The 20,064-nt window shown below is 67.2% G+C and carries 19 protein-coding genes and 1 other RNA gene; 10 read left to right on the top strand and 10 right to left on the bottom strand.

What is annotated here, in order from left to right; all coding sequences use genetic code 11:
* Nucleotide 1: 1 nt before the first annotated feature.
* The 5 genes from H162_RS0121170 to mraZ are packed head-to-tail and all read right to left on the bottom strand — an operon-like array spanning nucleotide 2 to nucleotide 4,976.
* On the bottom strand, nucleotides 2–1,537 hold the full coding sequence (locus tag H162_RS0121170; protein ID WP_020655500.1) for a UDP-N-acetylmuramoyl-L-alanyl-D-glutamate--2,6-diaminopimelate ligase: 1,536 nt from the start codon (nucleotides 1,535–1,537) through the stop codon (nucleotides 2–4).
* Nucleotides 1,537–3,312: a peptidoglycan D,D-transpeptidase FtsI family protein gene (locus H162_RS0121165; protein WP_020655499.1), complete on the bottom strand. Its 1,776-nt coding sequence runs from the start codon at nucleotides 3,310–3,312 to the stop codon at nucleotides 1,537–1,539. Before H162_RS0121165 ends, H162_RS0121170 begins: the two co-directional genes overlap by 1 nt.
* Nucleotides 3,309–3,581, bottom strand: coding sequence for a cell division protein FtsL (gene ftsL, locus H162_RS0121160; RefSeq protein WP_020655498.1), 273 nt, complete (start codon nucleotides 3,579–3,581; stop codon nucleotides 3,309–3,311). The genes H162_RS0121165 and ftsL overlap by 4 nt, the downstream gene beginning before the upstream one ends.
* The gene (gene rsmH, locus H162_RS0121155) at nucleotides 3,578–4,561 is read right to left on the bottom strand and encodes a 16S rRNA (cytosine(1402)-N(4))-methyltransferase RsmH (protein WP_371846867.1); all 984 of its coding nucleotides are present in this window, start codon (nucleotides 4,559–4,561) and stop codon (nucleotides 3,578–3,580) included. The genes ftsL and rsmH overlap by 4 nt, the downstream gene beginning before the upstream one ends.
* Nucleotides 4,548–4,976 carry a division/cell wall cluster transcriptional repressor MraZ gene (gene mraZ, locus H162_RS0121150; RefSeq protein WP_026354907.1) on the bottom strand — a complete coding sequence of 143 codons (429 nt, stop codon included), beginning with the start codon at nucleotides 4,974–4,976 and terminating at the stop codon, nucleotides 4,548–4,550. Before mraZ ends, rsmH begins: the two co-directional genes overlap by 14 nt.
* 632 nt (nucleotides 4,977–5,608) lie before the next feature.
* On the opposite strand from mraZ, the gene H162_RS0121145 reads away from it, so the two are divergent.
* Nucleotides 5,609–6,559, top strand: coding sequence for an AAA family ATPase (locus H162_RS0121145; protein WP_020655495.1), 951 nt, complete (start codon nucleotides 5,609–5,611; stop codon nucleotides 6,557–6,559).
* An 11-nt stretch (nucleotides 6,560–6,570) separates the two neighbouring features.
* Here the strand turns inward: H162_RS0121145 and H162_RS32805 are convergent, their stop codons facing one another.
* The 4 genes from H162_RS32805 to H162_RS0121130 form a co-directional block, all read right to left on the bottom strand.
* On the bottom strand, nucleotides 6,571–7,134 hold the full coding sequence (locus H162_RS32805; protein ID WP_020655494.1) for a hypothetical protein: 564 nt from the start codon (nucleotides 7,132–7,134) through the stop codon (nucleotides 6,571–6,573).
* 66 nt (nucleotides 7,135–7,200) lie between these two features.
* Nucleotides 7,201–8,691, bottom strand: coding sequence for a glycerol kinase GlpK (gene glpK, locus H162_RS0121135; RefSeq protein ID WP_020655493.1), 1,491 nt, complete (start codon nucleotides 8,689–8,691; stop codon nucleotides 7,201–7,203).
* Nucleotides 8,692–8,784: 93 nt separating this feature from the next.
* Nucleotides 8,785–9,124, bottom strand: an RNA gene (rnpB, locus tag H162_RS32810) — RNase P RNA component class A.
* The gene (locus H162_RS0121130; RefSeq protein ID WP_020655492.1) at nucleotides 9,123–10,340 is read right to left on the bottom strand and encodes a zinc metalloprotease; all 1,218 of its coding nucleotides are present in this window, start codon (nucleotides 10,338–10,340) and stop codon (nucleotides 9,123–9,125) included. Before H162_RS0121130 ends, rnpB begins: the two co-directional genes overlap by 2 nt.
* Before the next feature lie 204 nt (nucleotides 10,341–10,544).
* Between H162_RS0121130 and H162_RS0121125 the strand changes: the two genes are divergently transcribed.
* Nucleotides 10,545–12,242 (top strand): thiamine pyrophosphate-binding protein, encoded by a 1,698-nt coding sequence (locus tag H162_RS0121125; RefSeq protein ID WP_020655491.1) that lies wholly within the window; start codon nucleotides 10,545–10,547, stop codon nucleotides 12,240–12,242.
* Nucleotides 12,243–12,348: 106 nt separating this feature from the next.
* Here the strand turns inward: H162_RS0121125 and H162_RS0121120 are convergent, their stop codons facing one another.
* A complete protein-coding gene (locus tag H162_RS0121120; RefSeq protein WP_020655490.1) occupies nucleotides 12,349–12,543 on the bottom strand; it encodes a hypothetical protein in 195 nt (64 codons plus the stop codon).
* A gap of 230 nt (nucleotides 12,544–12,773) precedes the next feature.
* On the opposite strand from H162_RS0121120, the gene ftsY reads away from it, so the two are divergent.
* The 8 genes from ftsY to H162_RS31455 all read left to right on the top strand — a co-directional run bounded on the left by ftsY (nucleotide 12,774) and on the right by H162_RS31455 (nucleotide 20,064).
* On the top strand, nucleotides 12,774–13,895 hold the full coding sequence (gene ftsY, locus H162_RS0121115; protein WP_026354906.1) for a signal recognition particle-docking protein FtsY: 1,122 nt from the start codon (nucleotides 12,774–12,776) through the stop codon (nucleotides 13,893–13,895).
* 5 nt (nucleotides 13,896–13,900) lie between these two features.
* The gene (locus H162_RS0121110) at nucleotides 13,901–14,560 is read left to right on the top strand and encodes a cell division ATP-binding protein FtsE (RefSeq protein ID WP_020655488.1); all 660 of its coding nucleotides are present in this window, start codon (nucleotides 13,901–13,903) and stop codon (nucleotides 14,558–14,560) included.
* Nucleotides 14,557–15,477 (top strand): permease-like cell division protein FtsX, encoded by a 921-nt coding sequence (gene ftsX, locus H162_RS0121105; RefSeq protein ID WP_020655487.1) that lies wholly within the window; start codon nucleotides 14,557–14,559, stop codon nucleotides 15,475–15,477. Before H162_RS0121110 ends, ftsX begins: the two co-directional genes overlap by 4 nt.
* A gap of 484 nt (nucleotides 15,478–15,961) precedes the next feature.
* Complete coding sequence (gene rpoH, locus H162_RS0121100) at nucleotides 15,962–16,852, top strand: RNA polymerase sigma factor RpoH (RefSeq protein WP_040787840.1); 891 nt, start codon at nucleotides 15,962–15,964, stop codon at nucleotides 16,850–16,852.
* A gap of 65 nt (nucleotides 16,853–16,917) precedes the next feature.
* On the top strand, nucleotides 16,918–17,313 hold the full coding sequence (gene arfB / locus H162_RS0121095; RefSeq protein ID WP_020655485.1) for an alternative ribosome rescue aminoacyl-tRNA hydrolase ArfB: 396 nt from the start codon (nucleotides 16,918–16,920) through the stop codon (nucleotides 17,311–17,313).
* Between the two features lie 125 nt (nucleotides 17,314–17,438).
* Nucleotides 17,439–18,017 carry an RNA polymerase sigma factor gene (locus tag H162_RS0121090; protein ID WP_020655484.1) on the top strand — a complete coding sequence of 193 codons (579 nt, stop codon included), beginning with the start codon at nucleotides 17,439–17,441 and terminating at the stop codon, nucleotides 18,015–18,017.
* On the top strand, nucleotides 18,014–18,676 hold the full coding sequence (locus H162_RS0121085) for a zf-HC2 domain-containing protein (protein WP_020655483.1): 663 nt from the start codon (nucleotides 18,014–18,016) through the stop codon (nucleotides 18,674–18,676). Before H162_RS0121090 ends, H162_RS0121085 begins: the two co-directional genes overlap by 4 nt.
* Nucleotides 18,673–20,064: a S8 family peptidase gene (locus H162_RS31455; protein ID WP_020655482.1), complete on the top strand. Its 1,392-nt coding sequence runs from the start codon at nucleotides 18,673–18,675 to the stop codon at nucleotides 20,062–20,064. Before H162_RS0121085 ends, H162_RS31455 begins: the two co-directional genes overlap by 4 nt.

Here is a 20,064-nt window from a genome sequence, read left to right as displayed (position 1 = left end):
CTTAATGAGTCCTCAACATCGTAAGGCGCGCCGTCAGCGCCAGCGAGGCGTGATCGGCGTCCGAGAACGGCATCTTCCGTCCCTTGATTTCCTGGTACGGCTCATGGCCCTTCCCCGCCAGCAGGATCACGTCCTGTTTGGCGGCCTGCTTCACGGCCAGCAGGATGGCCGCGGCGCGGTCTTCGACCGCCTGGCATCGCGAATGCGGATGCTTCGGGTCCATGCCCGCGACGATCTGGGCGATGATGGCCGACGGCTCCTCGCTGCGCGGATTGTCGCTGGTGACCAGCACATGGTCGGCCGCCTGCGCGATCTCGCCCATCTGAGGACGCTTGCCCGGATCGCGGTCGCCGCCGCAGCCGAACACGCACCACAGCTGGCCGCCGCGGTCGAGGGCCACCTGGCGCAAGGCTTCCAGCGTCTTTTCCAGCGCATCCGGCGTGTGCGCGTAGTCGATCACGACCATCGGCGCGTCCTGGCCGCCGATCTGCTGCATGCGGCCCGGGGCCGGCGCCAGCGCCTCGATGGCCTCGACCGCGCTCTTCAGCGCCACGCCCTTGGCCAGCAGCGCGCCCAGCACCGCCAGCGCATTGCTGACGTTGTAGTGGCCCACCAGCCGGGTCTTGAGGGTGGCGCCGCCGCCTGGCGTATCGACCTGGAATTCGGTGCCGGCATGCCGGCTGCGCATGCCGCTCGCACGCAGGATGGCCACGCCTTCGATGGCCGGCTGCTCCGCCGCGCCCTTGAGGGTGTAGCCGGTCACGGACAGCGCCGGGAAGCTGGCGCGCAGGTGCGCCACCAGGCGCTGGCCGGCCGGATCGTCGAGGTTGACGATGGCCGTCTTCAGGCCTTCCCATTCGAACAGCTTGACCTTGGCCGCCTCGTAGGCCTCCATGTCGCCATGGAAGTCGAGGTGGTCGCGGGTCAGGTTGGTGAAGATCGCGGCGTCGAAATGCATGCCGGCGGCGCGGTCCTGGACCAGGCCGATCGACGAGGCTTCGATCGCCAGCGAGGTGGCGCCGGCCTTGCGCAGGTCGGCCAGCTTCTGCGCCAGCAGCACCGCGTCGGGGGTGGTGTAGCCGGTGGCGTCGAAAGCCGGTTCGGCCTTGCCCTTGACCAGGCCGACGCCGAGCGTGCCGATCACGGCCGCGGTCTCGCCGAGGCGCGCCAGCGCCTGGCCGGTCCACACCGCGCACGAGGTCTTGCCGTTGGTGCCGGTGACGGCGACGGTGAACATGCCGCTGTCCGGCTGGCCGAGCAGGGCGTGGGCGATCGGGCCCGCATTCTTCTTCAGCTCGGGAACGGCCAGGCGCGGCACTGCCAGCGCCTCGTCCCAGGAATAACCATTTTCTTCGTAGACCACTGCCGCGGCGCCGGCGGCCACCGCCGCGCCGATGTAGTTGCGACCGTCCGCGGCCTCGCCCGGATAGGCGAAGAACACGTCGCCCCTGGCGACGCGGCGGGAGTCCGAAACGAGACGGCCGCCTGGTGCGGCGGCGCGGATCCACTGGCAGATGTCGTTCAGGCTCAGGGCCATCACATGCTCTCCTCTAGGGGATTTTCCGGAATGATGATGTCGGTGACCGAGGAGTCGGGCGGTACGTTCGCGGCCCGCAGCGCGCTCGACGCCAGGTCGGCGGCGGTCGGCGCGGCGACGCTGCCGCCGGTTCGCAGCGGCCCGCTCGGGTCGTCGACCATGACGGCGATGATGAAGCGCGGCTGCGACATCGGCGCGATGCCGGCGAAGTAGCCGATGTTATTGGTCCGCGAATAGCGGCCGTTGACGATCTTTTCCGCGGTGCCGGTCTTGCCGCCGATGCGGTAGCCGGCCACCTGCGCCTTGGACGCGGTGCCTTGCGGGCTGACCACGGATTCGAGCATGGTGCGCACCTGGGCCGCGGTCTTCGGCGAGATCACCTGCTGGCCGATCGGCTCCTCGTCCACCTTGGTGAAGGACAGCGGGATGATGTCGCCGTTGCGGGCGAAGATCATGTACGAACGCGCCAGCTGCAGCAGCGACACCGACAGGCCGTGGCCGAAGGACATGTTCGCGTATTCGATCGGTTTCCACGACTTCCAGGGACGCACGCGGCCGGCGGCGGCGCCCGGGAAGCCGAAGCGCGGCGCCTGGCCGAAGCCGACCTTGGTATAGATCTCCCACATCTCCTGCTGCGGGATCATCGCGGCGATCCTGGTCATGCCGATGTTCGACGATTTCTGGATCAGGCCGCCGGTCGTCTGGATCCCGTAGTTGTGGGTGTCGCGGATGCGGCGCCCGCCGATGATGGTGTAGCCGGGCGAGACGTCCCACACCGTCTCGGGCGTGATGCGCCTGGTCTCGAGCCCGAGCGCGACGGTGATCGGCTTGATCGTGGAACCCGGCTCGAAGGTGTCGGTGATCACGCGGTTGCGCAGCTGCTCGCCGGTCAGCTTGGAGCGGTCGTTCGGGTTGTAGGTCGGGTAGTTCGCCAGCGCCAGCACTTCGCCGGTCTTCACGTCCAGCACCACGGCGGCGCCGGCCTTGGCCTCGAACTTCTCGACCGCGTTCTTGATGCTGGTGAAGGCGATGTACTGCAGCTTGCTGTCGACCGACAGCACCAGGTCCTTGCCCTGGTGCGGTTCGCGGAACATGCCCAGGTCTTCCGCGATGTGTCCCAGGCGGTCCTTGATCACGCGGCGGCTGCCCGGCACGCCCATCAGCTCCTTCTGGTACTGCAGCTCCATGCCCTCCTGGCCCTTGTCCTCGACGTTGGTGAAGCCCACCAGGTGGGTCATCACTTCGCCCTGCGGGTAGAAGCGCTTGTATTCCTTGCGGGTGTCGATGCCGTCGATCTTGAGCTTCTCGATCCGGGCGATGACCGGCATCTCGACCTGGCGCTTCAGGTAGACGAAGGTGCGGTCGGAGTCGAGCTTCTTGCGCAGGTCGGTCTCGGGCATCTCGAGCAGGCGCGCCAGCTCTTGAATCTTTTCCGGCGGCGCCTTGAGCACGTCCTCGGGGATCGCCCACACGGCCTTGACCGGCAGCGAGGAGGCCAGCACCTCGCCGTTGCGGTCGAGGATGCGGCCGCGGAAGGCCGGCAGTTCGAGCGTGCGCTCGTAGCGGCTCTTGCCCTGCTTTTGCAGGAACTGGGTCGACATGCCCTGCAGCCACATGGCGCGCACGCCGAGCGCCGCGAAGGCGGCGAACAGCACGAACAGGACCAGGCGCGAACGCCAGTCCGGCAGGCGCACGGCCAGCAGCGGGCTTTTCGAAAAAGCCACGCCCTTCGATGCAGCGACGCGCGCGCCGCCTGCCTTGGCGCCGCGGGTCATCGACCGCCTTCCGTCAGGTATTGGGTACGGGCCGGGGTCAACGGCGTCATGTTCAGTTCCGTGCGTGCGCGTGATTCGATACGTTCGTTCTTGCCCAGGGTCGACTGGTCGAGCTGGAGCTGGGCCCAGTCGATATCGAGCTGGCGCGACTGCTGCGTCAGGCGCTCCAGTTCGATCAGGAGGTGGCGCGCCTGGTAGCGCGCGTTCACGACCGACAAGGCGCACCCGACCAGCAGCGCGGCCAGCAGGATATTCAGCTTACTGCTCATGCAGCCTCTCCGGGCAGGCGCTCGGCCACGCGCAGCACCGCCGAACGGGCGCGCGGATTGGCATCGACTTCCTCGTCCGACGGCTTGATCTTGGCGATCAGCTTCATCAGCGGCTGCGGCAGGTCGACGGCGCGGATCGGCAGGCGGCGGTCGGGCTGGGCGACCTTGACCTTGGAGGCGAAGAACTGCTTCACCATCCGGTCCTCGAGCGAGTGGAAGCTGATCACCGACATGCGCGCACCCGGCGCCAGCATGGCATAGGCGGCGCTCAGACCTGCCTCGAGGTCCTCAAGCTCTTTATTGATGAAAATCCGGACAGCCTGAAAGGTCCTGGTTGCCGGATCCTTGCCCTTTTCCCTGGTCTTGACCGCGTCTGCCACGATTGCGGCAAGCTGTCGTGTGCCTGAAATTGGCTCGATTGCGCGGCGAGCAACAATCGCCTTTGCAATCTGAAAAGCATACCGTTCTTCTCCATAATCGCGAATGACCTTTTCAAGTTGTTGTTCCGGTGCGGTTGCGATCCATTCCGCCGCCGACATGCCGCGCGTGGTATCCATGCGCATGTCGAGCGGGCCGTCCTGGCGGAAGCTGAAACCGCGGCTGGCGTCGTCCACCTGGGGCGACGAGATACCGAGGTCGAGGAGGATTCCATCGACCTGATTGACGCCGCGCGCGGCCAGCGCGTCGTGCATCGTGGCGAAACTGTCATGCACAATGGCAAAACGGGGGTCGCCGACGGCCTCCGCAGTGGCGATCGCCTGCGGATCCTTGTCGAACGCGAACAGGCGGCCGCTGTCGCTCAGGCGCGACAGCAGCAGCCGGCTGTGGCCGCCGCGGCCGAAGGTGCCATCTATATAAGTACCGGAGGCACGCGCGCCCTCGAGGTTGAGCGCGTCGACTGCTTCATCCAGCAGTACCGTTCGATGCTGGAATCCGGGCACCGTGAGAGTTTCCGTCATCGGCGCCTCAGAAGGAGAAATTGGAAAGGACATCGGGCATGCCACCAGAGACGGCTTCGGCCTCGTCCTCGGCCAGCTTGGCGGCATTCCAGATTTCGAAGTGGGTGCCCATGCCGAGCATCATCACTTCCTTGTCGAGCCCGACGGCAGTGCGCAGCTCGGGCGAAATGAGTACCCGGCCGGCGCTGTCCAGCTCGACATCGCAGGCGTTCCCGAGGAAAATGCGCTGCCACGCGCGCGCGGACATCGGCCACGCCGCAATCTGCTTGCGGTGTTCTTCCCAGACGGGTCGGGGAAAAAAAAGCAGGCAACCGTGTGGATGTTTGGTAAGCGTCATACGGCCTTCACATTGTTGCGTGAGGGCGTCGCGATGCTTGGCGGGTATTGACATCCGCCCTTTTGCATCGAGATTAATCGCTGACGCGCCCTGAAACACGTATTTACCTAGCTTTGGAGAGTTTCGAATGTTCTGTTTTTAGGCGCCAAAAAACGGGATTTCCTCCCACAAATCGACACTTTTTCACACTGTTTCCCACTTTAGTGGAAGCAATGTTGACGGTCAAGCGAATTCACACTTGCCAAAGTCGAAATTTGCTAATGAAACCAATGACTTAGCAACAGGTGTTGTGGGCATGTAATGCCAAAATGTCTCGTAAAATTAGGCACTTAGGCAAGGAAGTGCAGGTGGCGCCTGAGTTGTACAGACGATGTTTCTGTTTGAGCAATATCAATAGTTACGCGGAAATTGACGCACAGAAACAACTGGTCCGGCGCACAATTGCAATACTTACAATTGCAGCTCCCTTCAGGACGAGTTAGGATGAACCCAAGGCGATGACCCACCTGCCTTTGGCTCGCCCGGCAGGCTGGCGCAGCCGATTGGACGAGCTAGTCTGGCGGATTCGTGTCCGCTTGTGGGAAGCTCGAAAAACCGTCGCGAGCGGCAGCAATGTTGGCCGAGAAGCGCAGCTGTACGAGAAGTACAGCGAGCATCGCAGGCCTCGGCGGCCCCGCCGACAGTGCAACGCGCAGTAGGTTTTTCGAGGTTCCCCTCCCAAGGAGACAGTCGTGAGCATCACCCTCGCCCGTACCCGCGCGGTCTACGACCTGATCGAAGTCCAGGAAGCGCTCGACCGCAATCGCGGCCGCTCCCCGGAGCTCGAAGCGTTTTACGAGCGCATGCTGGAAACCGGAGCCGAGCGCTTCGTCACCACCCCCTCTTCCATCGAGGCCCTCGATCCCCTGTTCGAGGAGTGTCCCAATTTCGATGAAGTGCTGGACGACCTGGCACGCTACCTGCGGCTGGCCCATGCCGGCGACAAGGGCTTCAATGTCATGCCCATCCTGCTGCTGGGCGGCCCCGGCGTGGGCAAGACCCATTTCGCCAAGCGCCTGGCGAAGGCGATGCAGACCGAGTGCGAGCTGATCAGCATGAATGCGCTGTCGGCCGGCTTCGTCATCACCGGCAGCTCGGCCAGCTGGCGCGGCGCCAAGTGCGGCAAGGTGGCCGAACGCCTGGTGCGCGGCCAGTACGCCAACCCGGTGGTGGTGCTCGACGAAGTGGAAAAGGCCACCGGTTCGAGCCAGTCCGATCCGCTGGCCGCCCTCTACCAGTTGCTGGAGCCCGAAACCTCGAAGGCCTTCCGCGACGAATTCATCGACGTCGACCTCGACGCCAGCCAGATCTTCTGGGTCCTCACCGCGAATTCGACCGAGGGCATTCCTTCTCCGCTCCTGAACCGCATGGCGGTGTACGAAGTGCCGAAGCCCACGCCGGAACAGGCGGCCGGCATCGCCCAGCGCATGGTCCGGGCCCTGGTGGCCGAACTGAACCTGGGCGGTTTCGACGACCGGCTGGCGGAGAGCGTGCTCGACAAACTGGCCCCGGTCTCGCCGCGCGACCTGCGCAAGACCCTGCTCGACAGCCTCGGCTATGCGGTGGCGGATGGCCGCAGCCACATTACGGTCGAAGACATCCGCCTGCGCCCGCTGCCGGGCAAGTCGCGCATCGGGTTCTGACCGGCTTCCGCTCAGTCCTTGCTGCTGAGCCGGAGGGGCGCCGCCGCCCGGTCGAGGGCCGCCCGCCGATGCAGCGTCTCGAGCAGGTGCTCGGCATCGTCGACGCTCACCAGCAGCGATTGCCCCTTCCTTGCCGGCAGATAGACCACCTTGTCCGTGCTGGTCAGGGCCACGAACAGCGGCTGCCGGTCTTCGGCCGTGAAGCGCCCCGCCGCATAGCCGGGCAGCTGGATGCCGTTGTCGCGCAAACCGATCCGCGCCGGCGCGATCGACGCATAGCTGCCGTGGCGCGCGCGCGCCAGGTCGAACTCGGCGATGTCGCGCGCATATTCGTAGAAGTAGCTGGCGCGCACCTGGACCTGGCCATCCTGCACGATGAGGGAGTTGCTGGTCACGCCCATCCCCAGCAGCAGGGTCACGGGCAACACCAGCGCGCCGGCCGTGGCGCCATTCCTCAGGTTGGCCTTGAGCGACTTCTTGCGGGCCAGCAGCATCGGCAAGGCGGCGGCCAGCAGGGTAATGCCGAGCAAGGTCAGGTAAGGTGCCAGGCCCACTGCAGGGATGTCGAAATACATCGCGCGCGTCCTCCATCGGTCGCGCCGCCATCCGGGCGCTGCCCAACCATAGCAGATTCGCCGGACTTACGGCACAGCCCAGGATTTCGCGTGCTCCACCGCGCGCGCCCAGCGCGCCAGCAGTTCGGCGCGCCGCCCTGCGTCCATCATCGGTTCGTAGCGCCGCTCGGCCTGCCACTGGCGCGCGATGTCGGCCGGCGATTCCCAGTAGCCGACGGCCAGTCCGGCCAGATAGGCCGCGCCCAGCGCGGTGGTCTCGTTCACGCGCGGGCGCACCACGGGGATGCCGAGCAGGTCGGCCTGGAACTGCATCAGCTGGTCGTTGCGGGCCGCGCCGCCATCGGCGCGCATCTCCAGCACCGCGCAGGCGGCATCCTTCTGCATCGCCGCCAGCAGTTCGGCGCTCTGGTAGGCGATCGCTTCCACGGCGGCGCGCGCGATGTGGGCGGCGGTGGTGCCGCGCGTCATGCCGACGATGGTGCCGCGCGCATACGGGTCCCAGTGCGGCGCGCCGAGGCCGGTGAAGGCCGGCACCAGCATCACGCCGCCGCTGTCCGGCACGCTGGCGGCGAGCGGCTCGACATCCGCCGACTGCCTGATGATGCCGAGGCCGTCGCGCAGCCATTGCACCGTGGCGCCGCCCATGAACACGCTGCCCTCGAGCAGGTAGGCGGTGGCGCCGTTCACGGTCCAGCCGACCGTCGCCAGCAGGCGGTTGTGCGAGACCGGCGGCGTGTCGCCGGCATGCATCAGCATGAAGCAGCCGGTGCCGTAGGTGTTCTTGACCAGGCCCTTGCGGTGGCAGGCCTGGCCGAAGGTGGCGGCCTGCTGGTCGCCCGCGATGCCGGCGATCGGGATCGCATGGCCGAACCATTCCTCGGCCGCCAGCCCCACCACTTCCGCGCTGGCCACGACCTCGGGCAGCACCGCCCTCGGGATATCGAACAGCGCCAGCAGCTCGTCGTCCCAGCGCAGGCGGTGGATGTTGAACAGCATCGTGCGCGAGGCGTTGCTGACGTCGGTGACATGGCGCCCGCACAGGCGGAACACCAGCCAGCTGTCGACCGTGCCGAAGGCCAGTTCGCCGCGCCCGGCGCGGGCGCGGGCGCGGGCGCCGGGCACGTGCTCGAGCAGCCATTGCAGCTTGGTGGCGGAAAAATAGGCGTCGACTTCGAGCCCGGTGCGCTGCCCGATCATCGCCGCCCTGCCCGCTTCGCGCAGCAGGTCGCAGGCCGGCGCGGTGCGGCGGTCCTGCCAGACGATGGCGGGCGCCACCGGCTCGCCGGTGGCGCGGTCCCACAGGAGCGTGGTCTCGCGCTGGTTGGCGATGCCGATCGCCGCGATCTGCGCAGGGTCGATGCCAGCCTGGCGCACCGCGTCGCGCGCGCAGGCGAGCTGGCTGTGCCAGATGTCGAGGGCGTCGTGCTCGACCCATCCGGGCTGGGGAAAATGCTGGGGAAACTCGCGCTGGCAGCTCGCCACCGGCAAGCCTTCGTGGTCGAAGACGATGGCGCGCGAACTGGTGGTGCCCTGGTCGAGGGCAAGGATGTACTGCATCGTTGTCCCTCCGGGCACTAGGAACCTATCTCGACAGGCGGGAGTCGCTGCTGGCGTGCCTACCGAGATAGATTCTGACGCCGCCGGGAATTCAAGTAAAGCAGGCCGATAGGCCGGATTCTGTGTAGCGGTTACCCGCTTGGACAGCCATTCCTCTAGGCGCAGGATTACTCCTGCGCTCAAGCTTCCTACCCGCACGCTCCGCGAGCAACATCAACGCGTGCCTATTTGGAATTGCTCCAGGTGGAGGTTACCGCGTTTCACCGTAACTGAATACGCTCGTCTCTGTGGCCCTATTCCTCGCCTTATACCCCCGGCTTGCGCCGGAAGGCTTTCAGCGGACGGCCGTTAACCGTCACCCCGCTCTGTGGAGTCCGGACCTTCCTCCCGCCGACACCCGAAAGTGCCAGCCAGCGACTGTCTGGCCTGCTTCACGGCATCATTGTAACCGATGGCGGCCCGGCGCTGCCGGATTCGTCGACCGGCGCGTCGCGTCCGAGCAAATAATTCACCAGCGGCACCGCGCCCGTCCGATAAGCGGCATGGAAGCGGATCGCATTGCCGGCGCCGTCGCGTATGGTGAACAGCTTGCGGGCGGGATGGCGCTCGACCTTCGCCGACTGCAGGGCAAGGACCTTGGGAGGGCGAAACAGCCGGCGCAATTCGACGGCCTTGTCGTTGTAGCGGAAGGTGCTGCCAAAGACGTCGACAAACAGCCACGCGGAGGCCGCGAACAGCAGGGCCAGAACCGCCATCACCGCTGACTCTTCGCGCAACAATTCGCTGCCCTTGTACAGCATGAGCGTGCTCACCAAGGGCAGCGCAGCGGCCGCGATTCCCCGGATCTGCCCGGCGTGGCGGGCGATGATCCAGTCGCCGACCAGTTCCGTCTCCGGTCTCGATGCCGCCCCGCGCATGACGCCGGCCATGAGCAGCAGGCCCGCCAGCTTGGCGAGCTGCGCATTGTCCGCCACGGCATCGCGCGCCTGCGCCAGCAGGCTGTCGAAGGCCCCGGCGGGAGCGGCGCCGCCCTCCGCCGGCTGGTGCGCGATGCCGATGCGGTCGACGTCGCGCAGGCTCATCAAGGGCGCATACATCAGGTCGTGACGGTCGGTCGAACGGCGCCAGCCCAGGTGCAGTTCGCCGACCGCGCGCTTGACCATCTTGAGCATGCGCTGGGCGGTGTGCTCGCTCGGCTGCGCACTGTCCTCGTCGCCGTCGCGCAGCCGGGCGCTCGATACGACCGAGCTGTTCAGGGTGGGCATGTGCATCGAGAACTGGAAGCGGAAATTCCCCGCTTGCGCATTCAGGTCGCGCGTGGTCAGGAATACGCGATAGGTCGAGGGAAGCAGGCCCGGCAGGCGCTTGGACGCCGCGGCCGCGCGCACCAGCAACTCCTCGCCCGCGTACTGGCCGGTGCCAGGCAGCACCGGAATGTCCAATGGCGGCAGGCGCAGCGAGGACTTGATGCGGATGTTCATGTCCTGCTCCAGCGCCCGCGCCATGTTGCCGGCCAGGCCCTCGGAAAAATCGTCGAGCGGCACCAGGTAGACCCGCACCCGGTCGGACGGCCCCACCTGCGCCAGCGCCGGCCCGGCGCCCAGCCATGCCAAGGCTCCCAGCAGCTGGCGGCGCTTCGGCTTGTGCATGTCGACTCCGGGTAGATATCAAATAGTCAAGACTATCCCGTCGAACATCTACTGTCTACAGAAATATTGCGGGTGCTATCAAGCTGGAGAGGACCGCCGCCCCGGGGCCGGGATTTCTGAAATTTGGTGTCGCCATTTCAAAAGCCTGCGCTGGACAGCTCGCATAGAATGCCCGGATGCCAAACCTACAAGGATGACCGAACCATGACGCACCCTTCCCGTACCGGCGGCCAGATCCTGGTCGATGCGCTCCACATCCACGGCGTCGACACCGCCTTCGGCGTGCCGGGCGAAAGCTACCTCGATGTGCTCGACGCGCTGCACGATTCGCAGATCCGTTTCGTGATCAACCGCCAGGAAGGCGGCGCGGCGTTCATGGCCGAGGCCTACGGCAAGCTCACCGGCAAGCCGGGCATCTGCTTCGTCACCCGCGGCCCCGGCGCCACCAACGCCTCGATCGGCGTGCACACCGCCTACCAGGATTCGACCCCGATGATCCTGTTCATCGGCCAGGTCGGCAACGACTTCGTCGACCGCGAAGCCTTCCAGGAAATCGACTACCGCCGCATGTACGGCCAGATGGCCAAGTGGGTGGCCCAGATCGACCGCGCCGACCGCATCCCCGAATACATCGCGCGCGCCTTCCAGGTCGCCACCAGCGGCCGTCCGGGCCCGGTGGTGCTGGCGCTGCCGGAAGACATGCTGGTGACGAAAGCCGAAGTGGCCGACACCCGCCGCTACCAGCCGGCGCACGGCGCCCCGTCCGCCGCCCAGATCGACACCCTGCGCGCGATGCTGGCCGAAAGCCGCCGCCCGCTCGTGCTGCTCGGCGGCGGCACCTGGAACGAACAGGCCTGCGCCGACCTGCAGCGCTTCGCCGAAGCCAACCACCTGCCAGTGGCCTGCACCTTCCGCTTCCAGGACCTGCTCGACAACACCCATCCGAACTACATCGGCGACGTCGGCATCGGCATCAATCCGAAGCTGGCGGCGCGCGTCAAGGAAGCCGACCTCGTCATCGCCATCGGCCCGCGCCTGGGCGAGATGACGACGGGCGGCTACTCGCTGCTGGCCTCGCCCGTGCCGCAGCAGCGCCTGGTGCACATCCACCCGGATCCCGAGGAACTGGGCAGCGTCTACCAGGGCGAACTGATGATCGCCAGCGGCATGCCGCAGGCCTGCGCGATGCTGGCCGCGATGGCCCCGGTCGATGCCGGCGCCTGGCGCCATACCGTCGCCGAGGCGAAGGCCGACCTGGCCGCCTTCCAGGCCCAGCCGCCGATCTTCCGCGAAGGCAAGGCGCCGCTCGACCTGTGGCAGGTGGTGCAGGAACTGATGGCCGTGCTGCCGCGCGATGCGATCATCACCAATGGCGCGGGCAACTACGCGTCGTGGGCGCACCGCTTCTACCGCTACGGCGGCATGCGCACCCAGCTGGCGCCGACCAACGGCGCAATGGGCTATGCCGTGCCGTCCGGCGTGGCGGCCAAGATCGTGCAGCCGCAGCGCACCGTCGTGACCTTCGCCGGCGACGGCGAATTCATGATGACCGGCCAGGAACTGGCCACCGCGGTGCAGTACGGCGCGGGTGTCGTGATCCTGGTGTTCAACAACAGCATGTTCGGCACCATCCGCATGCACCAGGAGCGCAGCTACCCGGGCCGCGTGTCCGGCACCGGCCTGCACAATCCGGACTTCGCGGCGCTGGCGCGCGCCTACGGCGGCCACGGCGAAATCGTCGAGACGACGGAAGCATTCGGACCGGCGCTGCGCCGCGCCCTGGACCACGCCGACGCGCACCAGCTGCCGGCCGTGATCGAGCTGCGCTACGACGGCAACCTGATCACGCCGAACGCGACGCTGGAGACGATCCGCAAGACCGCCGAGGCGGCCAAAGGCTGAGACAGGGAGATAGCCGCCGGCGCAGCCGGCGGCCGGCCCGGCGCATGCGGGCGCCGCAGGCAGGAATCACGCGGGCGGCAGACCGCCCGTGCAGGATGGCAGGGGTTTATTCCAGGCCGAGTTCGGCCGGCAGGGGGATGGGTTTGTCGAACATGCTGACCTGTTCGCCCGCCGGGTGGGTCAGGAAGGCCGCCACCATGGCGATGAAGAGCCAGACAACGACGTTGCGCAGGTTGACGGCGCTGCCGTCGGTGGCCTTGTCTCCGAACACCAGGCGCTTGAGGAAGTTCGTGATTTTCACGTTGACCCCGTTGTAATTAATGGTTTTTTCTCTCTGCCGTCAATGTATATCAGTTCGCTTTGATTTTCCAGCCGCGTCCTGTTGAGCTGTGCCGGATATCTGACACTTTCGTGTCATGCTGCCCCGGCACCCGCGCCGCACGGGCTCGTATTGCTGCTCTGGTAAAATATTCGCTACTTTTTTCATCGCGCCGGTCCGCCGGCCTGCATGCAGCCCCCCGCCACGAGACTATGTTTAGCTTCTTTAAGAGAAAAAAAGCTGCGCCGGAAACCCCGCCCGCAGCCGAACCCGGCGTTCCTGAGCTTGCGGCCGCCGAGCCGGCGCCCCGCGCCGAGCAGCCCGCCCCCCCGCCGGTTCCCGCGCCCGCGCCCGCGCCTGCGCCTGCTCCCGTCGCCCTGCCGGAAGGCGAGCTGTTCCCGGAAACGGCCGAGCGTCCCACGACCGAGGCCGAAAAGAAAAAATCCTGGATGGCGCGCCTGAAGGCGGGCCTGTCGAAAACCTCCAGCAACCTGTCGCTGCTGTTCGTCGGCGCGCGCATCGACGAAGACCTGTACGAGGAACTCGAAGCCGCCCTGCTGATGTCGGACGCCGGCATGGATGCGACCGAATACCTGCTGGGCGAACTGCGCCGCAAGGTCAAGGAAGACAAGCTGCTCGACGCCGCCGCCGTCAAGGCCGCGCTCAAGGAACTCATGGTCGACATGCTGCTGCCGCTGCAGAAGCCCCTGGAGCTCGGCCGCCATGAACCGCTGGTGATGATGATCTCGGGCGTCAACGGCGCCGGCAAGACCACCACCATCGGCAAGCTCGCCAAGCACATGCAGGGCTTCGACCAGTCGGTGCTGCTGGCCGCCGGCGACACCTTCCGCGCCGCCGCGCGCGAGCAGCTGATGGTCTGGGGCCAGCGCAACAACGTCACCGTGATCTCGCAGCAGTCGGGCGACCCGGCCGCGGTCGCGTTCGACGCGGTGCAGTCCGGCAAGGCGCGCGGCGTCGACGTGGTCATGGTCGACACCGCCGGCCGCCTGCCGACCCAGCTGCACCTGATGGAAGAGCTGAAGAAGATCAAGCGCGTGATCGGCAAGGGCATGGAAGACGCGCCGCACGAGCTCCTGCTGGTCATCGACGGCAACACCGGCCAGAACGCGCTGGCCCAGGTCAAGGCCTTCGACGACGCGCTCCAGCTCACCGGCCTGATCGTCACCAAGCTGGACGGCACCGCCAAGGGCGGCGTACTGGCCGCGATCGCGCGCACCCGTCCGGTGCCGGTCTACTTCATCGGCGTCGGCGAGAAGCTCGAGGACTTGCAGCCGTTTAACGCGGAAGAATTCGTCGAAGCGCTGCTCGGATAAGGCCCATGATCGAATTCCAGTCTGTTTCCAAGCAGTATTCCAGCGATGCCTATGCCCTGCGCGACGTGACGCTCAACATCGACAAGGGCGAGCTGGTCTACCTGGCCGGTCCGTCCGGCGCCGGCAAGTCGACCCTGATGAAGATGATCGCGGCCGTCGAACGCCCGAGCAGCGGCAAGCTGCTGGTCAACGGCCAGGACCTCGGCCGCATCCGCAAGGCCGGCATCCCCTTCCTGCGCCGCAACCTGGGGCTGATCTTCCAGCACCAGCGCCTGCTGAACGACCGCTCGATCCTGGCCAACGTGATGCTGCCGCTGCTGGTGACGGGCGCGCCCCGTGGCCAGGCCGAGCAGCGCGCGCGCGCCGCGCTCGACAAGGTCGGGCTGGAAGACCGCGCCAAGGCCATGCCGCTGGAACTGTCCGGCGGCGAGCAGCAGCGCGTCGCCGTGGCGCGCGCCATCGTCAACCGCCCGCAGATCATCCTGGCCGACGAGCCGACCGCCAACCTCGACCGCGTGGCGGCCGACAAGGTGCTCGACGCCCTGCGCGCCTTCAACGCGGTCGGCGTGACCTGCGTGATCTCGACCCATGACGAGGAAGTGCTCGACCGCGGGGCGCGCGTGATCCGCCTCGAACAGGGCGCGCTGGTGGGAGGTGAGGCATGAGCCCATGGTTCCGCCAGCACGGCTTCGCATTCGGCGCCGCCCTGGCGACGGTGCGCAAGGCGCCCGGCAGCTTCCTGTTCAACGTGCTGGTGGTGGCGTTCGCGCTGACCCTGCCGTTTGCCGGCATCACCCTGCTCGACAATGTGCGGCCGCTGTCCGAACAGCTGTCGGTCGATCCGGAAATCAGCCTGTTCATGAAGACCGAGGCCAGCCGCGCCGAGGCCGAGGCGCTGGCGCCGCAGATCCGCGCGATCGTGGCGCAAGGCAAGGCCAGCGTCGACTTCGTGCCGCGCGAGGAAGCGCTGGCCGCCCTCAAGGACCGCAGCGGCCTGGCCGACGTGCTGGTGACCCTGGGCGAGAATCCCTTGCCGGACAGCTATGTGATGAAGCTGGACGGCTTCGCCAGCACCGGCGCGGCCAGCCAGGTCGACACGATCGCCGAGCGCCTGCGCGCCCTGCCGGGCGTGGACATGGTCCAGGTCGACTCGGCCTGGGTCAAGCGGCTCGCCGCCCTGCTGGGCGTGCTGCGCCTGGCCCTGCTGCTGCTGGCGCTGACGCTGGGCATCGTCGTGATCGCCGTCGTGTTCAACACGGTCCGCCTGCAGGTGCTGACGCAGAAGGAAGAGATCGCCGTATCGAAGATGCTGGGCGCGACCGACAATTTCATCCACCGGCCGTTCTACTACACCGGCGCCCTGCTCGGCGCCTGCGCCGGCGCGGTGGCCCTGGGCGCGGTGGCGCTGGCGCTGGCGCCGCTGAACGGGGCGATCGCCGAGTTCGCGCGGCTGTACGGATCGAACTTCCAGCTGATGCCGCTCGGCGGCCTGCCGGTTGCCGGCTTGCTGGCGATCAGCGCCGGGCTCGGGCTGATCGGAGCGATGCTGTCGGTGCAGAGACACCTGGCCCGGGTGCGTTGAGCTTCCTCAGGAATGGCCTGATGCGCCCGCTGGCGGCGCGTCAGGCGATTCCTTTCCCGCGGGCGGCCGACTGCGAAAAGGCTTAGTTGCCCCTCCCTACGAAAACGCGCGAAATTGTCCTACAGGCGAGGCCATCGCAACGTGCGCCATCCAACAGAGCACGCCTGCTCCTCGCCGTACCCTGTATCTGACCGCGTTTTTTTCCAGTCCTTTTTCAGACTCGCGTGAGTTGCGTCAAGCGGGCATACTGGCCCTGTTCTACAGTTGAAACCGTCCAGATTTTAGTGCCTTAGAGCAATACTTTGGCAAGACTTAAGCGCCGGGGTGGTTCCTAGCACTCGCCTCAGTAGAGTGCTAATATATGGTTCAAGTAAAGCGAATGCAAGCGAAAAGCATCCACGTACCAAGCCGCTACAAACGCGTCGCTCAGCAGTTAAAAGCGGCAAACTTGGGATGCAGCAAGATTACCTACGAGGAAATGAATATGTCCGCACAATCCGCATTGGTTCCGGCCAGTAGTCGTGCTCTGGGACTCGGTTTCACCGGCAATCTCGGCAACATCGACGCCTATATCTCGGCCGTCAACCGCCTGCCGATGCTGACCCACGACGAAGAAGTGTCGCTGGCGAAACGGCTGCGGGACCAGAACGACCTCGACGCCGCGCAAAAGCTGGTGCTGTCGCACCTGCGCCTGGTGGTGTCGATCGCGCGCGGCTACCTGGGCTACGGCCTCCCGCATGCCGACCTGATCCAGGAAGGCAATATCGGCCTGATGAAGGCGGTCAAGCGTTTCGACCCGAACCAGGGCGTCCGCCTGGTGTCGTACGCCATGCACTGGATCAAGGCCGAGATGCATGAATACATCCTGAAGAACTGGCGTCTGGTCAAGGTCGCGACGACCAAGGCGCAGCGCAAGCTGTTCTTCAACCTGCGCAGCAACAAGCAGGGCCTGGACGCCATGTCGCCGGCCCAGGTCGACGAACTGGCGCGCATGCTCGACGTCAAGCGCGAAGAAGTGATCGAGATGGAAACCCGCCTGTCGGGCCGCGACATCGCCCTCGAATCGCCGTCGGACGACGAGGACGACAAGTTCTCGCCGATCGCCTACCTGTCGTCGGACCTGCAGGAACCGACCAAGGTGCTGGAGGCCGAACAGGTCACCCGCCTGCAGTCGGAAGGCCTGGAGACCGCGCTGTCGAAGCTGGACCCGCGTTCGCGCCGCATCGTCGAGGCGCGCTGGCTGGCCAACGACGACGGTTCGGGCGCCACCCTGCACACCCTGGCCGAAGAGTTCGGCGTGTCTGCCGAGCGCATCCGCCAGATCGAATCGGCCGCGCTCAAGAAGATGAAGGGTGCGCTGGCGGCCTTCGTGTAACAGCCGGCCTGCCCTTCCAAGCAACCCCGCTGCGGCGGGGTTTTTTCTTTTACTCACGAGAAATCATGGTCACGATCGATCCGGCCGAAGTCGAGTTCAGCGCCATCCGGGCCCAGGGTCCGGGCGGGCAGAACGTCAACAAGGTCTCGTGCGCGGTGCATGCGCGCTTCGACATCGCCGCCTCGTCGCTGCCCGAGCACATCAAGGCCCGCCTGCTGGCCCTGCGCGATGCGCGCCTCAGCCAGGAAGGCGTGCTCGTCCTCAAGGCCCAGCAGTCGCGCAGCCTGGAGCAGAACAAGGAAGACGCACTGCGGCGCCTGCAGGCCCTGGTCGACAAGGCGGCCGAGGTGCAGCTCGTACGCCGCCCTACCAAACCGACCCGCGGTTCGCAGCGCCGCCGCCTCGACGGGAAGTCCCGCAGCGGCCAGATCAAGGCGCTGCGCGGCAAGGTCAGCGAATAAGAACCGTCCAGCCGGAATCCCTCTCCGGCTGCCTGGATTCGTGTGACAATCGACGCACAGATGCTGCGTCCGTGAACCTTTTCCCATCCACGGGGTATTCACCGGAAACAACGGAGAACAAGGACGTGAACGGCCGGAACCACGACTCGGAACTGGCGTTACGGGACGAAGCCTGGCTGATCGGCCAGGTGGCGGTCGGGGACCGCTGCGCCTTCGAAAACCTGTACCGGCTCTATTTCCCGCGGATTAGCCGTTTCCTGTACCGCATGACGCGCAATGTACAGCTGATCGAGGAGATCACCAACGATGCGATGCTCGCCGTGTGGCAGAAGGCGGCGACCTTCAATGGCAGCTGCAAGGTGTCGACCTGGATATTCGCGATTGCCTACCGCAAGGCTTGCAAGGCCCTGCACGCGCTCGACGAACCGCTCGAGTCCTTCCCGGATACATGGGAAGGCGAGCCGTCCTGCCAGCCGGAGCGCCTGTTCGAGCAATTGCGCCTCGGCGATGCCGTCAATGCCGCGCTCGATACGCTGCCGCTGGCCCAGCGCGCGGCTTTCCAGCTGACCTTTTTCCATGACATGGGTTATGCGGAAATTGCCGACGTCATGGATTGCCCGGTCAACACCGTGAAGACCCGCCTGCTCCACGCGCGGCGCAGGCTGGCCCGGCTGCTCGCCGATCAACTGGAGGAACGAACATGAGCCCGCATGCCGGCATGGCCGGACAGGATGCGCACCGGGCGGCCCAGGAAGCCCTGCCCTGGCTGCTGAACGGAACGCTGGCCAGCGCCGAGCGCGACCTGGTCGAGCGCCACCTGCAAGACTGCGCGCAGTGCCGCGCCGACCTCGACCTGCTGCGCGGCATGCGCGCGGCGGCGTCCCGGCCCGAGCCGGAGTGCGACCCGGAACGCGCGCTGGCGCGCCTGCTGCCGGCGCTCGATCCGCCCGCGGCGGCCCTGGCGCCGGCGCCGGTCACGCTGCTGCGGCGCTGGCGCCGGCGCCTGGCCGCCAACGACGGCCACTGGCTGCGCTGGGTGGCGACGGCCCAGTTCGGCGTGATCGCGCTGCTGGCCGGCCTGCTGCTGGCGCCTGCGCCAGTGGACAAGGATGCCTATCGCGCCCTCGGGGCCGGCGCGGCGAGCCTGCCCGACCTGGTGCTGGTCTTCCGTCCGGATACCCCGGAACGCGAGCTGCGCCGCATCGTGCGCGCCAGCGGCGTGCGCATCGTCGACGGCCCGACCACGACCGATGCCTACCTGGCCACGGTGCCGGGCGGCGCGCTCGCCCCTGCGCTGGCGCGCCTGCGCGCCGAGCCGGCGGTGGTGCTGGCCGAACCGCTCGCCGGCGGGAAGCAGCCGTGAAAGCCTTCCTCTGCGCCGTCGTGCTGCTGTGCGCGGCCGCCTGCGCGGCGGCGCGCGCCGGCTTTCCCGCGCCGCAGGCGACGCTCGATGCCGAGCAGGCCGCGGTGGCCCGCCAGGTGCTGGTGATGCTGCGTCTGCCGCCCCAGCATTACCGGCCCGACGCCGCCTACGGCAGCAATTACCCCAACGATGGCGGCCAGGCGGCTCGGCGCCGGGTGGCGCTCGAGCTGGCGCGCACCCATGGCCTGAAGCTGGTGAGCAACTGGCCGATGCCGGTCATCGGCGTCGACTGCTACGTGATGGAGTGGGCCGGCAAGGAGCCGATCGAACCCGTGCTCGCGGCCCTGGCGCGCGACCCGCGCGTGGAGTGGGCGCAGCCGGTCTCCCTGTTCCAGGGCCTGGAGGGTGGCGACCCGCTGTTCCGCCTGCAGCCGGCGGCGCGCGACTGGCGCCTCGCCGAGCTGCACCGCGCCAGCACCGGCCGCAAGGTGACGGTGGCGGTCATCGACAGCGGGATCGACCTCGAGCACCCCGACCTGGCCGGACAGGTCGCGCTGCACGAGAACCTGGTCGACGCTGGCGCCACCGTGGCCGAGGCGCACGGCACCGCGGTCGCCGGCGTCATCGCGGCGCGCCGCGACAATGGCGTCGGCATCGCCGGGATCGCACCCGACGCCCGCCTGATGGCGCTGCGCGCCTGCTGGGAGACCGAGGGCAAGCCGGCCCGCTGCAGCAGTTTTACGCTGGGCAAGGCCATCAATTTTGCGCTGATGCATGAGGCGCGCATCATCAACCTGAGCCTGGGCGGCCCGCCGGACCGCCTGCTGCAGGCCTTGCTGGACGCGGCGCTGGCGCGCGGCGTGCTGGTGGTGGGCGCCATCGATCCGCAGCGCCCCGCGGGCGGGTTTCCCGCCTCCCATCCCGGGGTGATCGCGGCCAGCGCCGCCGCCCCCGCGGCAGCCCATGGCGCCATCGCCGCGCCCGGCACCGATATCCCGACCAGCCTGCCCGGCGGGCGCTGGGGCTTCGTGTCCGGCTCGTCGTATGCGGCGGCCCACGTCAGCGGACTGGCCGCGCTGCTGGTCGAGCTGCGTCCCGGCGCCAGCGCGCCCGTGCTGCACCAGACGCTGCGCGAGCAGGCGCGCCTGGCCGCGCAGCACGATACCGCAGAGCGGGGCCGCAAGGGTGGGTTAGCTGGTAGTATGGACACATGCGCGCTGCTGGCGCGTGCCGCCGGAACCTGCGTCTGCCCATGCTCCCTGCGCTCCGCCTTGTCCCCCCCTTCCCTCCGGCAGCCGGCGCCGGGATACTGCGCGGGCGAAGCATCGACCGGCAAGGCCGCGGGCACCATCTCGTCGCGCGCGGCTGCCTTGCCGCCGCCCTGCTGA

The sequence above is a fragment of the Massilia niastensis DSM 21313 genome (genome assembly GCF_000382345.1).
Lineage (GTDB): Bacteria > Pseudomonadota > Gammaproteobacteria > Burkholderiales > Burkholderiaceae_D > Telluria > Telluria niastensis.
Note: the sequence above shows the minus strand (reverse complement) of the source record. Positions and strands in the feature narration are given on the sequence as shown.

Bases quoted from the DNA above. Each gene is read 5' to 3' on its own strand.
- H162_RS0121110 (WP_020655488.1), top strand. From the start codon at position 13,901: ATGATCGAATTCCAGTCTGTTTCCAAGCAGTATTCCAGCGATGCCTAT.
- ftsL (WP_020655498.1), bottom strand. From the start codon at position 3,581: ATGAGCAGTAAGCTGAATATCCTGCTGGCCGCGCTGCTGGTCGGGTGC.
- rpoH (WP_040787840.1), top strand. From the start codon at position 15,962: ATGTCCGCACAATCCGCATTGGTTCCGGCCAGTAGTCGTGCTCTGGGA.
- H162_RS0121085 (WP_020655483.1), top strand. From the start codon at position 18,014: ATGAGCCCGCATGCCGGCATGGCCGGACAGGATGCGCACCGGGCGGCC.
- glpK (WP_020655493.1), bottom strand. From the start codon at position 8,691: ATGCAGTACATCCTTGCCCTCGACCAGGGCACCACCAGTTCGCGCGCC.
- H162_RS0121130 (WP_020655492.1), bottom strand. From the start codon at position 10,340: ATGCACAAGCCGAAGCGCCGCCAGCTGCTGGGAGCCTTGGCATGGCTG.
- ftsX (WP_020655487.1), top strand. From the start codon at position 14,557: ATGAGCCCATGGTTCCGCCAGCACGGCTTCGCATTCGGCGCCGCCCTG.
- arfB (WP_020655485.1), top strand. From the start codon at position 16,918: ATGGTCACGATCGATCCGGCCGAAGTCGAGTTCAGCGCCATCCGGGCC.
- ftsY (WP_026354906.1), top strand. From the start codon at position 12,774: ATGTTTAGCTTCTTTAAGAGAAAAAAAGCTGCGCCGGAAACCCCGCCC.
- H162_RS0121170 (WP_020655500.1), bottom strand. From the start codon at position 1,537: ATGGCCCTGAGCCTGAACGACATCTGCCAGTGGATCCGCGCCGCCGCA.
- H162_RS0121165 (WP_020655499.1), bottom strand. From the start codon at position 3,312: ATGACCCGCGGCGCCAAGGCAGGCGGCGCGCGCGTCGCTGCATCGAAG.
- H162_RS32805 (WP_020655494.1), bottom strand. From the start codon at position 7,134: ATGTATTTCGACATCCCTGCAGTGGGCCTGGCACCTTACCTGACCTTG.
- H162_RS0121125 (WP_020655491.1), top strand. From the start codon at position 10,545: ATGACGCACCCTTCCCGTACCGGCGGCCAGATCCTGGTCGATGCGCTC.